A 15,035-nucleotide genomic window follows, 5' to 3' on the forward strand; every position below is an offset into this window, starting at 1 on the left:
TCACACCCACGTCCGGGGGCGGAAACGGTTGGCCCGTTCCACCAGTTCGATCCTCTCCTCGCCACCCTGTGCGAGCCGGGCCAGTGTCCGGTACGCACGCTCCAGACCGAACCGGAGCCCGCGCTCGTCCAGGTCACTGCCGAGCAGTACGGTCCCCGTCCCGGTGGTGGCCGGTGGCGCGGACGCGTGACCAGAGTGACTACCGGAGAGTACCCAGTCGAGCGCCGTCCCCAGAACCTCGGTCGACAGGCGCTCCCTGCGCACCGCGTCGAGGCCGAACCCCGCGAGCGCCTCGATCTGCCCCGCCGCGGCCGTCAGATCGTCCAGGAACGCGGTGCCCCGCGAGAGCGCCGGCCCGCCCGCCATACGCTGCCGCAGTCGTGCCCGCACCGCCGCGACCCGGGCCGCCGTGTAGTGGATGGACGACTCCGGCACCGACTCCAGCGTGCGTACGGCGCCGGCCCTGTCCCCGGCGGCGAGCCGCACGCGGGCCAGGCCGAATGCCGCGCTCACATAGCTCGGGTCGGTGGCCCACACCAGGCGGTAGTACTCGGCGGCGTTGTCCAGCTGGCCGAGGACCTCCGCGCACACGCCGAGCGCGAGCTTCGGCGCGGGCTCACCGGGGAACGCGTCGTAGACCGCGTCGAAGGACAGCGCCGCGACCTCGAAGTCGCCGGTCGCGAGGGCGGCCACGCCCCGGTACCAGACCACCCGCCAGTCGTCCGGATGCTCGAACTCCAGATCGGCGACGGCCTGGGCGGCGGGCGCCAGTTCGCCCATGGCCAGGCGGGCGCGCAGGCCGCGCAGCCGCAGCTCGAGGGAGTCGGCGGGCGCCGCCCGCAGCGCGGTGATCAGCTCGGCGGGCGCGGACGCGATGAGGCCGGCCAGGAACCCGGCGTTCGGGTCGCCCGGGTCCACGAGCGGCACGGGCAGGGCGAGCGCCGTGGCGACCGCGTCGACCGCACGGACGATTCCCGGCCCTGACACGGCGCCGTCCGGGCCTGCCGCGCCCGCCGGGCCAACCTGGCCCGCGGCGGGCGGCAGGGCCCTGCCGTTGCCGGCGGCGGACGGCTCGGGGCGCGCCCCGAGGACGGACACCTCCCCGGTCAGCTCCGCGAACAGTTCGGTGTCCGGCACCTTCACCTCGGGCCCGAACAGCGTGGAGAGCGCGGGCCGCGGCCGTCCCGTCTGGAGCGCCACGACCTCCCGCAGCACACCGGTGAGCTGCTCGGCCATCTCCTGCGCGGTGGCGAAGCGGCGGGCCGGGTCCGGGTCGGTGGCCCGCACGAGGAGCCGGTAGAACGACTCGTACGTACGGAAGACCTCGATGTTGTCCGGGTCGGGCAGAGAGTCCACGAAGACGTTCGTATAGCCCTGGAAGTCGAAGGTCAGGACCGCGAGCGTGCGCGCCACCGTGTAGAGGTCGGAGGCCACCGAGGGGCCCGTCTCGGCGACTTCGGGGGCCTGGTAGCCGACGGTGCCGTAGATCGCGGACTCGTCGTCGTCCATCCGGCGGACCGCGCCCATGTCGATGAGCTTGAGCTGGCCCTCGGTCTGGATGGCGTTGTCGACCTTGAAGTCGCAGTACAGGAGGTTGCGGCTGTGCAGGTGCCCGAGGGCTTCCAGGGCCTCGATGCCGTACGCGCACGCCTGCTCGACCGGCAGCGGATCGCGCTTGCCCTGGGCGGTGCGGCGGCCGTTGGCGATCTCCTTCAGGGACTTGCCGCCCACGTACTCCATGACGATGTAGCCGTCCATGGAGCCGGTGCGCTGGTCGAGGTGTTCGACGAAGTTGTAGATCCGCACGATGTTGGAGTGTTCGATCTCGGCGAGGAAGCGGCGCTCGGAGATCGCGGCGGCCATCGCGTCCTGGTCACCGGTGTCGAGCAGGCCCTTGAGGACCACCCAGCGGTCGGAGACGGCGCGGTCGATGGCGAGGTAGACCCAGCCGAGGCCGCCGTGCGCCAGACAGCCCACGACCTCGTACTGGCCGTGCACGATGTCACCGGCGCCCAGCTTCGGCACGAAGGAGTAGGGGTGGCCGCACTTGGTGCAGAACCCCTCGGTCCGGCCGGGCCGGTCGCCGCGCGCACGCCCCACCGGCGCCCCGCAGTCCGAGCGCGAGCAGAACCGCTTCCGCTCGGGCACCTCGGGGTTCTCCTGCACCGCGCCGCGCGGGTCGGGGCGCGGCACGTCGGGGACCGTGACCAGGCCGACGCCGAGCCGCCCGCGGGCCGAGGACGAGGCGGCCGAGCCCGAGCTGCGCACCGACACCGACCGGGACGTCGAACCGCCGGACAGCGAACGGGACAGCCGCCCCGACACCGACCTGCGCGACGACTGCGAGCGCGACGAGCGCGACGACGAGCGGGACGAGCGCGACGCCGAGCGGGACGAGTGCGACGCCGAGCGGGACGAGGAACGGGCGCCGGAACTCCCCGAGCCCCGCGACCCCTTGCCGCCACCGGTGATCCCGGTCGGCGGCGAGCTCACCATGCCGTTGGGCGCGACGACCGGCGCGAGACCGCAGGTGTCGCAGTACAGCTCGCCGCCGCCCACGTCCTCGTACGACCCCGTGCACTCGGGCCGCTGGCACTCCTGCTGACTCACGATTCCCCCGTCCGGTCGGTCGGCCCGCCGCCCTGCTGCGGGACCCTCGGCGCGAGCGCCTCGGCGGCGGCCTGCTGGTAGCGCAGGACCGCCTGCTCCGCCACGCGGAGATCGCAGGGCGCGCTCCACAGCATCCGGCGCGCCGCGTCGTACCGCTCGATCAGGAACGGGTCCTCGGCGTGACCGAGCCGTGCCACCTTCGCCTTGTACGCGTCGAGGCGTCCGCGCAGCTCCGCGCGGACCGCGAGCGGGGCCGTGACGGCGGTCAACGACTCGCGGGCGCGCAGCAGTTCGTCCTCCGCCTTCTCCTCGAGGGACTCCAGGAGCGGCGAGAGCCGGTGCCACTGCCCGAACCTGCGGTACTCGGCGGCGGCCGCCAGCTGTTCCTGGAGCGCGGTCGGCGGGCCGCTGACCGCGGGCACCTCGGAGGCGGCGATTTTCGCGAGGACCTCGCCGCGGGCACTCCTGGCCTCGGCGAGGGTGCGGTCCGCGCGCGAGAGCACGTCGCGCAGCCTGCCGAGGCGGGCCTCCGCGTCCTGGCGGACGGTGAGCACCGCCTCGATCTCGCGGCGCACCTCCTCAAGGGCGCGCGCCTCGCGGTCGTAGCGCTCGGTGTGCGGGCGTCCGCCGCCCGGCGCAGAACTGCCCTCCGCGCGCTGCCAGAACGCCAGCGGGTCGGAGACCACCTGCTCGCGCAGCGCGGTCAGGGCCCGGGTGATGCGCTCCAGGTCGTCGCCCGACGGGTGCTCTCCCGGACGTACGCCGACGGAGTGCGCGAGCTGGCGGGTGCGGGCCAGTTCGGCGGCGAGCAGGTCGATGCGGGCGGGCAGCGCGGACCAGACCGCGTCGGCGGCGACGACCATGTCCAGGGAGTGCGCGTACAGCTCGTTCATCCGGGCGACGAGCTCTTCGAGCGTGAACCGTTCGGTGAGCTTGGCCGGGTTGGTGATCGAGGGGGAGGTGGCGGACGCGGTGGCGCCCGCGACGGTCACGGACTCGCCGCGCAGCAGCTCCGTCAGCTCGGCGAGGTCGTCGCGGCTGGGCCAGCGTCTGCGCTCGCGGACCTCGCGTGCGGTGCGCAGGGCGCCGGCGTAGGCGTCGAAGTAGGCCCAGAGCAGCGTGATCCGGCCCTCCGTGGCCGCCCAGCGCTCCTCGGTGACGCCGGTCAGCCGGGCGCCTTCGAGGAGCCGGCGGCCCGCGTGGTCCTGGAGGGCGAGGAGCGAGGTCTCGATCGCCTCGTGCTCGGCGTCGAGGCGCGCCAGCGCACGGTCCACCTCATCCCGGTCCATCACCGGACCGGGGGGTCCCGCGACGCTCATCGATCACCTCTCCGCTCTGTGTTGCCGTGAGTCCTCGGTCGTGAGTCCCCAGTCGTTGCGCTCCGGTGTAACTCTCCAGTGGTACCAGGTCGGTTGTCGGATCCGGGTCAGTCGCGGTACTCCGCGGCGGGCGGGGACGCCGACCTGCCGAGGGCGTCCTTCAGCCAGTGGTCGTAGGACTTCTTCCAGCCGCCGTTCTTGCGGTAGTCGTCGAGGACCTTGTTGACCCGGCGGATCAGGTCGTCGGAGCCCTTCTTCATCGCCACGGCGTAGTGCTCCGTGGTGAACGGCTCCTCGCCCTTGAGCTCGACCGTCGGGTCCTGCGCGGCCTGGCCCGCGGCGAGCGCACTGTCGGTCACCACGGCGTCCACCTCACCGAGCTGGAGCCGCACCAGGCAGTCGAGCTGGTTGGGGACCGTGGTGGAGATGTCGGCGCCGTAGCTCTTCTTCTTGAGCTCCTCCTCGGCGATGGAGCCGGACGCGGAGCAGATCTTCTTGCCCGCGAGGGAGGGGCCGTAGCCCTTGATGCCTTCGGCCTTCCGCGGCGCGAGCACCTGCTGGCCGGTCTCGAAGTAGCCGGTGGAGAAGTCCACGTCCTCCAGGCGCTTGCAATTGACCGTCATGGTGCGGACGACCATGTCGACCTGGCCGCTCCGGATCGCCGGGATGCGCTGGTTGGTGGGGATGGCGCGGAACACGATGGCGTCGCGGTCGCCGAAGATCTCCTCGGCGATCCGGTGCGCGAGGTCGATGTCGAAGCCCTCCAGCTTGCCGCCGGGCTTGTTCGGGTCGCGGTAGCCCCAGCGGTAGCTGTTCTGGTCGACGCCGACGATGAGCTTCTTGACCTCGCGGTTCTTGATCTTGTCGATCGTCGGGCCGTCGTCGGGCGAGGGGCGCAGGCTCCGGTCGTTGCAGTCGTCGGCGCCGGCCCGCGCGGGCGCTGCCACCGTGGTGGCCGGGCCGCCGCGTTCCGCGCCACCGCCCCCGCCCGCGCCCCACTGCGGAAGCACCAGGACGAGTGTTCCCGTCAGGGCGCAGGCAAGGCCCATCGCGCCCGTACCGCCCCAGCCGCGCAGTCTGCCGGCCGTGCCGCGTCGCGTCCGCATCCTCTGCGCGCCCCCTCTCACTTCTGGATCGCTCACCGGTACTCCGAAAGCCTGCGGCCGATGCCGAGCACGGCGCCCGCCGCGGCGAGGACCGCGAGGACGGCGGCGCCGACCGGAAGTCCGCTCATGGCGCCCCGGCCGTCCCGTGCCGCCCGCCGGAAATCGCGCTGCTCGAAGGCGAGCGCCCGGTCCAGAGCCGCGTCGACGTTGTCGAAGCACTCGCCGGTCGGCTCGGCCTTCTTGTCTTCCTTGTTGCCGATGACCCTGTTGAGCGCGCCCTGGTAGTCACCGGCGTCGTCGCTGGCGCGCGCCACCTTGTGCCGGTCCTTCCAGACGCCCACGTTCTCCGCGGCCTCGACGACCGGGCTCTCGCCGCCGGTGCCGCGGGCGAGGTCCGCCGCCCTGCCGAGCAGGCCGCTCCTGTCGTCGCCCAGCTGCTTCATCTGCGCGCGGTAGGCGACGTCGAACTTGTCCTGCGGCTCGCCCGCCACCTTGGTGGTCTCGGCGCCGCGGCTGACCAGTGTGAGGTTCTCGTTGCCACGGGCCTTCAGGGAGCTGATGCGCGCGTCGTTCAGGACGTTCAGGGACCGCACGCCGTTGTCGTACGAGTCGCTGAGGCCGGAGCGGGCGACGGTGTGGCCGACGACGAGCCAGAGCAGGACGACCGTGGCGGCGGCCGTGGCGGCGAGCAGGCCGTGGTTGAACACCCGGTTGGTGCGGCGGTAGTTGCGGTGCTGGGCCCAGCCCAGCGCGGCGAGCGCGAGGACGCCGAGGGCGATGGCGAACCAGGGGTAGGGCTCGGCCTTGTCGTAGTCGGAGCTCAGCCGGGCGTTCTCCGCCTTGTAGAGCTTCTCGGCGGCCGGGAGCATCTGCGTCTGCATCTTGTCGTTCGCGTACCGCAGGTAGGCGCCGCCGAGCGGCAGGCCCTGGCGGTTGTTGGCGCGGGCGCGCTCGATCAGGCCGGTGTACTGGGGCAGGAGCTTGTTCAGCTCGCCGACGGAGGCCGCCGAGGACGAGCCCGAGCCCGCGTTCGACGCGGCCTTCGCCAGCTTCGCCGAGGCCCTGTCGATGTCGCGCTCGTACCGGGCGCGGACGTCGGCCGGCTCCTGGCCGCCCGCGAGGAAGCCGCTGGACGCCGCGGTGTTGGCGTCGGCCAGTGAGCGGTAGATGGCGGCGGCGTCGGCGCTCAGCGGCTGGCTGCGGTGCAGCACGTCGTCCGCGGCGGCCGAGCGGTCCGTCATCTGCCAGGTGGTGACCGCGCCGAACGCGACGACGAGCAGGGCGAGTACGGCGCCGATGATGCGCAGCCTGCCCGGTTCCGTGGTCGCGGCCGCACGCAGCCGGTCGACACCCTCCGACCAGGCGGTGCGGCGCCCGGCGGGGGCGGCCTGCGGGGCCTGCCCCGGCGGCGCGGCCGGGAGGCCCGGCGCCTGCGGTGGCACGGCGGGTATCGCCGGAGCGGCCTGTCCGGACGCCTGCCCCGGCAGTCCCGGAGCCGCTCCGGGCGGACCCGGTGGACCGGGCGGACCCGGCGGCGCCGCGCTGCCGTTCGGCGGATGTGTCACCTTGACCTCGACCTCCCCCTCGGTCTCCGGACGGTTGCCCCCGCCCGGCGCGCGTGGCGCCGGAAGGAGTGTTCGGCCGCAAGTATTGCCGCAGGGACTGACATCCGCACAGGGCTTGTCTCGATCTTGTTCGGATCCCTGCATATGTACACGGAATTGAGGGGAGTTCGGTTCCCGTCGGCGCACAACCCGCGCCGGCGGGAACCCGGTCAGCCGCCGCTCCCGGCGCGCGCGCCGCTCTCGTACTGCTCCCGCACGCGCGCGTGCACCCGTGTCGGTGCCCCCACCTGGTCGAGGCCGAGGAGGGCCGCGCCGAGCACGGGACGCGCGACGACCACCTGGGGCGCCGCCTTGGGTGCCCGCTCGGCCAGCAAAGCCCGTACCCGGTCGTCGAGTTGAGGGTGTCGTGCGGCGAGTATGCTGCCGCCGAGGAGTACCGGCGCCTCCTCGTCGAGCAGGCCGAGGCGGTCCAGGGCCACGGTCGCCATGGCCACCACCTCGTCCGCCATCCGGTCCACGAGGGAGCGCGCCACGGCGTCACCGGCCGCCGCGGTGGCGAACAGGACCGGCGTCAGCTCGTGCCGCCGTACCGGCGCGAGGTGCCGCAGGTGCAGCGCCTCGATCAGCGCGTACATGGACGGCAGGCCGAAGTGCGCGGGCAGCGCCTCGCGCAGCGCCGTCGCGGCGCCCCGGCCGTCCTCGGCGCGCGCCGCGTGCCACAGCGCCTCCTCGGCGAGGGCGCCGCCCCCGCCCCAGTCGCCGGAGATGCGGCCGATGGCGGGGAAGCGGGCGGTGCGCCCGTCCGGCAGCATCCCGACGCAGTTGATGCCCGCCCCGCACACCACGGCGACCCCGCGCGGCTCGGCGTCCTCCAGGAGTCCGGCCCGCAGGATGGCGAAGGTGTCGTTGCGCACGTCGACCGAGGAGCCCCAGGCACGCTGCCGCAGCGCCTGTGCCAACTCCCGCTCCTCCACGGGCAGGTCGGCGTTGGCGAGGCAGGCGGACACATGTCCCACGGTGTCGGTGCCGGCCTCGGCGAGCGCCCGCGTCACCGCCTCCGCGAGCACGTCCACCGCGGTCTCGACGCCCACGATCGGCGGCTGGAACCCGCCGCCGCGGGCCGCGCCGACGACCGTGCCGTCGGCCGCGACCACCGCGACGTCGGTCTTGCTGTTGCCCGCGTCGATCGCGAGCACACTCGTGCCTACGCCCACGCCAGGTGCTCCCGGTTGTGCGCGAGAAGGCTGTCGGTGAGCTGTTCCGCGTACGCGTACTGGCCGACCAGCGGGTGCGCGAGCAGCGCCTTGAAGACGCGGTCGCGGCCACCGTGCAGGGCGGCCTGAAGGGCGAGGTCCTCGTACCCGGTGGCGTGCGCGATCAGCCCGGCGTACAGCGGGTCGAGCTCCGGCACGGCCAGCGGCCTCGCGCCCTTGCCGTCGACCGTGGCCTGCACCTCGATGACCGCGTCGTCGGGCAGGAACGGCAGCGTGCCGTTGTTGACGGTGTTCACCACCTGGTAGGGGCTGCCGCCGTTGCCGAGCAGCGAGGCCGCGAGGTCCACGGCCGCCTCCGAGTAGAAGGCGCCGCCGCGCCTGGCGAGCAGCTCCGGCTTCTCGTCCAGCGCCGGGTCGCCGTACATTTCCAGCAACTCCCGCTCCATCGCCGCTACTTCGGCGGCGCGTGACGGCTTGGTCCGCAGCTCATCGACGACGGCGTCGTGCTGGTAGTAGTAGCGCAGGTAGTACGAGGGCACGACGCCGAGCCGGTCGACGATCTCGCGCGGCATGTGCAGGTCCGCGGCGACCGCGTCCCCGTGCTCGGCGAGCAGCCCGGGCAGGATGTCGTCGCCGCCGGGGCCCCCGAGGCGTACGCCCGTCTCCCACGTGAGGTGGTTGAGGCCGACGTGGTCCAGATGGACCTGACCCGGCGCCACGTCGAGCAGCTTGGCGAACTTCCGCTGGAAGCCGATCGCCACGTTGCAGAGTCCGACGGCCTTGTGCCCGGCCTGGAGCAGCGCCCTGGTCACGATGCCGACGGGGTTGGTGAAGTCGATGATCCAGGCGTTCGGGTTGGTGCGCCGGACGCGGTCGGCGATGTCGAGGACGACGGGCACGGTGCGCAGGGCCTTCGCGAGGCCGCCCGCGCCGGTCGTCTCCTGGCCGACGCAGCCGCACTCCAGGGGCCAGGTCTCGTCCTGCTGGCGTGCCGCCTGCCCGCCGACCCGCAGCTGGAGCAGGACGGCGTCGGCGTCGGCGACACCGGCGTCCACGTCGGACGTGGTGACGATGCGGCCCGGGTGCCCCTGCTTGGCGAAGATGCGCCGCGCGAGGCCGCCCACGAGGTCGAGGCGGTCGGCGGCCGGGTCCACGAGGACCAGCTCCTCGATCGGCAGCGTGTCCCTCAACCGCGCGAATCCGTCGATCAGTTCGGGTGTGTAGGTCGACCCTCCGCCGACCACTGCGAGCTTCATTTCGGTTCTCAGCCCTTTACTCCGGTGAGGGTGACGCCTTCGACGAAGGCCTTCTGTGCGAAGAAGAAGATGACGATGACGGGCGCCATGACGAGCAGCGTCGCGGCCATGGTCAAGTTCCAGTTGACGTTGTGGGCGCTCTTGAACGACTCCAGGCCGTAGCTGAGCGTCCAGGCGCCGGGGTTCTGGGCCGCGTAGATCTGCGGCCCGAAGTAGTCGTTCCAGCAGTAGAAGAACTGGAAGAGCGCGATGGCGGCGATGCCCGGCTTGGCCATCGGCACCACGATCTTGACGAGCGTACGGAACTCGCCGCAGCCGTCCACCTTCGCCGACTCGATGTACTCCTTGGGGATGGTGAGGAGGAACTGCCGGAGCAGGAAGACCGAGTACGCGTCGCCGAACGCCATCGGGATGATCAGCGGCCACAACGTGCCCGACAGATGGAACTGCTGCGCCCACACCAGGTACATTGGGATCACGATGACCTGCGGCGGAAGCATCATCGTGGAGATGACGAGCAGCATCGCGGCACGCCGGCCGCGGAAGCGGAACTTGGCGAGCGCGTACGCCACGGGGATCGCCGAGCAGACCGTGAAGAGGGTGCCGAGACCCGCGTACAGGAGCGAGTTGCGCCACCAGTCGAGGAACCCGGGGGTCTCGAACACCGCCTTGTAGTTCGACCAGTGCCATGAGTCGGGCCACAGGTCGCCGCTCATCGCCTGCGAGTCGCTCATCACCGACGTCAGGAAGACGAAGACGAAGGGCAGGACGAAGAGCAGCGCGACGGCTATCGCGACGCTGTGCACGGCGATCCAGTGCAGGGCGCGCTTGCGGCGGGCCCGGGCGGCGGCGGGGCCGCGCTGCTTGGGGGCGGTCCGTTCGTGAGTCGCAGGCGCGGGGAGAGTCGTAGTCGTCATGAGTCCTCAGTCCTCCGCCGCGAGCAGTCCGGAGCGCTTGCGCATCAGGAGCATCGTCACGGCCATGGCGATGGCGAAGAGTACGAGCGAGAGCACGCACGCGGCGCCGGTGTTGAAGTTCTGGAAGCCCATCTGGTAGACGAGCTGGGGGACCGTGAGGGTCGAGTGCTCCGGGTAGCCGGGCTGGATCACGGAGCCGGGGCCGATGTTGACGCCGGAGGCGACCTTCCCGGCGACCAGGGCCTGCGTGTAGTACTGCATGGTCTGCACGACGCCCGTGACCACCGCGAACATCACGATCGGCGTGATCGCGGGCCAGGTGACGTAGCGGAACTTGGCGAACGCGCCCGCGCCGTCCAGGTCCGCGGCCTCGTACTGCTCCTTCGGTACGTCGAGCAGCGCGGCCATGAAGATCACCATCAGGTCGCCGATGCCCCACAGGGAGAGCAGTACCAGCGAGGGCTTGGCGGTGTCCGGGTCGTTGAACCAGTTGGGCCCGGAGATGCCGACCGTGTCCAGGATCTCGTTGACCGGGCCCGTGCCCGGGTTGAGCAGGAAGACGAAGGCGACGGTGGCGGCCACCGGCGGCGCCAGGTACGGGATGTAGAAGGCGGTGCGGAAGAACCCGACACCCGTCTTGATCTTCGTGATGAGCAGCCCGAGCGAGAGCCCGAAGACCACGCGCAGCGCCACCATGATCACGACGAGCCAGAGCGTGTTCCACAGGGCGGGCCCGAAGAGCGGCATCTGCTCGAACACGTACCGCCAGTTCCTGAGGCCCACGAAGGTGGGCTCCTTGATCTGGTTGTAGTGCATGAACGAGAAGTAGACGGTGGCGATCAGCGGATACGCGAAGAAGACGCTGAAGCCGACCAGCCAGGGGGAGAGGAAACCGAGCGTGCGCAGTCTGCGGCGCGCGGGAGGGGAGAGGGTGATTGCCATAGCGGGGTCCTCGGCTCTTCGGCTCTTCAGCTCTTCGACTGGAGGGTGTCGGCGTCGATCTGCTCGTCCAGCTTCTTCAGGCCCTTGCGCAGATCGCCCACGCGTCCGGCCTCGACGGAGTACGCGAAGTCCATGAGCGAGACGACGTAGGCGCCGCCGTTGACGGAGGGCGGCAGGGCCTTGCTGTGCTTGTTCTCCAGGATGTCGAAGAAGGTCCGGAAGGTCGGATCGGCGTCCAGGTCGGGCGACTTGAGCGCCGCGAACGTGGAGGGCACGTTGTGGATGGCATTCGCGAAGTCGACGACCTGCTTGGTGTCCGCGGTCAGGAACCTCACCAGCTCCCACGCGGCGTTCTGGTGCTTGCTGCTGTGCGCGATCCCGGCGACGGTGCCGGTGATGAAGCCGCGCCCGTACGTATCGGCCCGGTCGTCGGGGACGGGCAGCGGGGCCACGCCCCAGTCGAACTTCGCCTTGGCGTCCTTCAGCATCAGGCCGCGCCACTCGCCGTCGAGGTGCATGGCGACCTTGCCGGTCAGGAAGGCGTTCTGGCTGGACATCTCGTCACCGAACGTCATCCGGAACCGCTCCAGGTCGTCGAAGCCGCCCTGCGCCTCGGCGAGCCGGTGAGCGGTCTTGAAGAACTGGTACGAGGCGGGCTCCTCGGCGAGCCGTGAGTCGCCCTTCGCGTCGAAGTACCTGGGCCCCCACTGGGCGAAGAGGCGGTCCGGGCTGTTCTGGTAGAAGCGGAAGTTGGGCAGGAAGCCGACCTGTTCGTACGAGTTCTTGCCGCTGCGGACGGTCAGCTTCTTGCTGACCTTCTCGAACTCGGACATGGTGCGGGGCGGCCGTTCGATGCCCGCCTTCCTGTAGGCGTCCTTGTTGTAGTACATCCCGTAGGCGTCGGCGAGCAGCGGCAGGGCGCACTGGTTGCCCCGGTAACTGGTGTAGTCGAGCAGCGTCTTGGGGAAGACCTTCTCCTTGACGAGGCCGGTCTTCCTCATGAACGGATCGAGGTCCGTCCACATCCCGGACTCGCAGTACTGGCCGACGTTGTTGGTGGTGAACGACGACACCACGTCGGGGGCCTTGCCGCCGCCCGCGCGCAGGGCCTGGTTGACGGTCGCGTCGGAGACGTTCCCGGTGGCCTTGACCTTGATGTTCGGGTGCAGCTTCTCGAACCGGTCGATGCTGTCGTCGACGGCCTTGACCTCGCCGGGCGTCGACCAGCCGTGCCAGAACTTCAGGGTGACCGGCTTGGTCGGGTCGTCGTTCGCGCTGCCGACGCTCGGGTTGGCGCAGCCGGAGAGCAACAGGCCGGCTGCGGCGAGCGCCGCGGACGCGCAGGTGGGCATGCGCCATCGCGGCATGGCGGACTTCCTTTACGGGGAGAGGAGTGCGGGGAGAGGAGTGCGGGGAGGGGAGTGGGAAGGGGCGGGAGGGCTCAGGCCGTGTCGAAGACCTGGTCGCGGGCCTGGGTGAGGGCCGAACGCAGGGCGCCGGTGAGGATCGGGTCGCCGTCGAGTTCACTGATGCGGATCTGCGGGCGGGGCAGGGCGAGTCCGGTCAGCTCCTCCTCGACCCTGACGCGCAGCTTGTCGCCGCCCGCCTGGGCCACGGAGCCGGAGAGCACGACGAGTTCGGGGTCGACGACGGCGACGACCGCGGCGATGCCGGTGGCGATACGCCGGGCCACCTCGCCGAGCGCGGCGTCGTCGGCCAGCACCTCCGCGAGCGTCGCGCCGCCGCCGGTGAGGTTGCGCACGACGTACGCGGAGACGAGGCTCTCGAAGCCGCCGTCGCCGCCGCCCTGCGAGGCGCCGCGCAGCAGCGGGGCGCCGGGCAGCGGCATGTAGCCGATCTCGCCCGCGCCGCCGGTCGCGCCGCGCAGCAGGGTGCCGCCGAGCACGATGGCGGCGCCGACGCCTTCGTCGAGCCAGGTCAGCACGTAGTTGTCGAAGTCCTGGGCGGCGCCCTCGTACTGCTCGGCGACGGCGGCCAGATTCACGTCGTTCTCGATGTCGACGGGCGTGCCGAGCACCGCGGCGAGGTCGTCGCGCAGGGTGCGGGAGTGCCAGCCGGGCAGGTGCGGGGCGTAGCGCAGTTGGCCGGTGTGCGGGTCGATGGCGCCGGGGGTGCCGATCACGGCGGCCCGCAGGTCCTCGTGCCCGAGCCCCGCCTGCCGCAGCGCGCCGTCGACGGCCTCCGCGACGAGCTGGGCGGTGCGGTGGCGCACGTCCTCGGCGACGGCGTCGGCCTCCACGCGCTTCTGGGCGAGGACGGTGCCGGTGATGTCGGCGATGAGGGCGGTGATGCCGGTCGGGTCGGCGGAGAGCGCGGCGACGTGGCCCGCGCCGGGGTCGATCTCGTACAGCAGGGCGTTCGGTCCCGGGCGACCACTGAGGCTGCCGGTGGTGTGCACGAGCCCGGCGGCTTCGAGCCGTCCGAGGAGCTGCGAGGTGGTGGGCTTCGAGAGGCCGGTGAGCTCGCCGATGCGGGTGCGGGTGAGGGGGCCGTGGGCGACCAGGAGGTCGAGTACGGCGCGGTCGTTCATGGCGCGCAGGACGCGGGGAGTGCCGGGGGTACCAGGGGTACCCGGGGATCCCGGGGTGCTGCCTGCTCCCATGACGCCACCTGCCTCTCGGCTACCCGTACGGTAGCGGTCCCCGCTAACTGTTAGGAAACTTTCCAATTCGTGAGGACCGTACGGCTGGCGTGAAGAGGGCGTCAATAGCGGACGCCGTCCCGGCAACCAAGTCGTTACCTGTGGGGGTCGGCGTTGCACGCTGTGCGTCAGCCTTTGGTGGGCCGGTGCCTTTGGGGGTGGGCGGGGGCGTCCGGGGTTTTGCGGAGTGTGGCGGTTCCGGGCCGGCAGTAAAGGGCGCTCCTTCGTCGCGTCGGCTGCGCCGATTTCGCTGCGCTCCACCCTTGACTCCCGTCCCTCCACCGCACGTTGACTGTGACCCGGACGCCCAGGGGTGGGGCCGCCGGGGGGTGTGGGATGGGTCATTCCCTTTGCCTGCCGGGTGCGGTCCGGTCCAACGCGAGCGCACGCTACGGTCCTGGCTCGGTTGCCCCGGCGGCGTCGCCGCTCGGGTCATCAGCCATCGCTGCCGGGTGCGGACCGGCCCATCGTGGGCGGCCGCTAGGGTCGCGCTCGGTCAGACCATTCATCGCCGGGCGGTCGCCTGCCACTCCGCCGGGGCACCTACTTTGGGAAAGTTGCGAATGGAGTCGCCGCGCGCCCCCTCTTCACTCCCAATGCGCCGTCCGGATGGGGGTCTGCCGAGGTGCATGAGGCGGCGCGCAGGGCGTGGCAGGGGGCGCGCAGCGGACTGCTTCGCAACTTGGCGAAAGTTGATGCCGCTCCCCCGGGCGATAGGTCGCGTATCCGAGACGGGCGGGGCGTGCGGGGCGTGACAGGGGGGGGCGCGCGGTGGATGGATTCGCAACTTTCCCAAAGTAGGTGCCGGACCGGGCAGCGACCCGGTCGATCGGTTGGTCGAGCCGTGACTGGGTCGGTGATTCTCGATGGGCCGGGCCCGCACTCGGCCGCGAAGGCTGATGGCCCGAGCGGCGACGCCGGGGACCCGGCCGAGCCGGGAACGTAGCCTCGACTCGCGTTCGGCCGGTCCGCACCCGGCAGCGAGAGGGGATGATCCAAGCGGCGACGCCGCAGGGGCAGCCGACCCGGGAATGTAGCGTGCGCTCGCGTTGAGCCGGTCCGCACCCGGCAGCGATGGCTGATGGCCCGGGCGGCGAGGCCGCAGGGGCAGCCGAGCCCGGACCGTGACGTCGGCTCGCGTTGGACCGGGCCGCACCCGGCAGCGATGGCTGATGGCCCGAGCGGCGACGCCGCTGGGGCAGCCGCGCCCGGACCGTGACGTCGGCCCACGATGGGCCGGTCCGCACCCGGCAGGGCGAGGGGATGGCCCGAGCGGCGAGGCCGCTGGGGCAGCCGAGCCCCGACCGTGACGTCGGCTCGCGTTGGACCGGGCCGCACCCGGCAGCGAGAGGGAATGACCCATCCCACGCCCCCCGGCGGCCCCACCCCTGGGCGTCCGGGTCACAGTCAACGTGCGGTGGAGGGACGGGAGTCAAGGGTGGAG

The 15,035-nt window shown here is 71.9% G+C and carries 10 protein-coding genes; all 10 read right to left on the reverse strand.

The genetic code is table 11. The annotated features are described in order from the left end of the window. A complete protein-coding gene (locus ACFVYR_RS33195) occupies positions 1–2,613 on the reverse strand; it encodes a tetratricopeptide repeat protein (protein WP_384259353.1) in 2,613 nt (870 codons plus the stop codon). Then, positions 2,607–3,929: a hypothetical protein gene (locus ACFVYR_RS33200; RefSeq protein WP_384259243.1), complete on the reverse strand. Its 1,323-nt coding sequence runs from the start codon at positions 3,927–3,929 to the stop codon at positions 2,607–2,609. Before ACFVYR_RS33200 ends, ACFVYR_RS33195 begins: the two co-directional genes overlap by 7 nt. 107 nt (positions 3,930–4,036) lie before the next feature. Beyond that, on the reverse strand, positions 4,037–5,035 hold the full coding sequence (locus ACFVYR_RS33205) for a glutamate ABC transporter substrate-binding protein (RefSeq protein ID WP_384259240.1): 999 nt from the start codon (positions 5,033–5,035) through the stop codon (positions 4,037–4,039). A gap of 32 nt (positions 5,036–5,067) precedes the next feature. Next, a complete protein-coding gene (locus tag ACFVYR_RS33210) occupies positions 5,068–6,600 on the reverse strand; it encodes a hypothetical protein (RefSeq protein ID WP_384259238.1) in 1,533 nt (510 codons plus the stop codon). 209 nt (positions 6,601–6,809) lie between these two features. Further along, entirely contained in the window at positions 6,810–7,814 is a 1,005-nt protein-coding gene (locus ACFVYR_RS33215) for an N-acetylglucosamine kinase (protein ID WP_384259236.1), read from the reverse strand. Then, positions 7,805–9,070, reverse strand: a complete 1,266-nt coding sequence (locus ACFVYR_RS33220) for a 6-phospho-beta-glucosidase (protein WP_384259234.1) — start codon at positions 9,068–9,070, stop codon at positions 7,805–7,807. Before ACFVYR_RS33220 ends, ACFVYR_RS33215 begins: the two co-directional genes overlap by 10 nt. An 8-nt stretch (positions 9,071–9,078) precedes the next feature. Continuing rightward, the gene (locus ACFVYR_RS33225) at positions 9,079–9,987 is read right to left on the reverse strand and encodes a carbohydrate ABC transporter permease (RefSeq protein ID WP_384259232.1); all 909 of its coding nucleotides are present in this window, start codon (positions 9,985–9,987) and stop codon (positions 9,079–9,081) included. A gap of 6 nt (positions 9,988–9,993) precedes the next feature. After that, positions 9,994–10,929, reverse strand: a complete 936-nt coding sequence (locus ACFVYR_RS33230) for a carbohydrate ABC transporter permease (protein ID WP_384259230.1) — start codon at positions 10,927–10,929, stop codon at positions 9,994–9,996. Positions 10,930–10,955: 26 nt separating this feature from the next. Further along, entirely contained in the window at positions 10,956–12,296 is a 1,341-nt protein-coding gene (locus ACFVYR_RS33235) for an ABC transporter substrate-binding protein (protein WP_384259228.1), read from the reverse strand. Positions 12,297–12,370: 74 nt separating this feature from the next. Then, positions 12,371–13,552 (reverse strand): ROK family protein, encoded by a 1,182-nt coding sequence (locus ACFVYR_RS33240; protein WP_384259226.1) that lies wholly within the window; start codon positions 13,550–13,552, stop codon positions 12,371–12,373. Positions 13,553–15,035 lie beyond the last annotated feature (1,483 nt).

The organism is Streptomyces sp. NPDC058284 (assembly GCF_042881135.1).
Classification (GTDB): domain Bacteria; phylum Actinomycetota; class Actinomycetes; order Streptomycetales; family Streptomycetaceae; genus Streptomyces.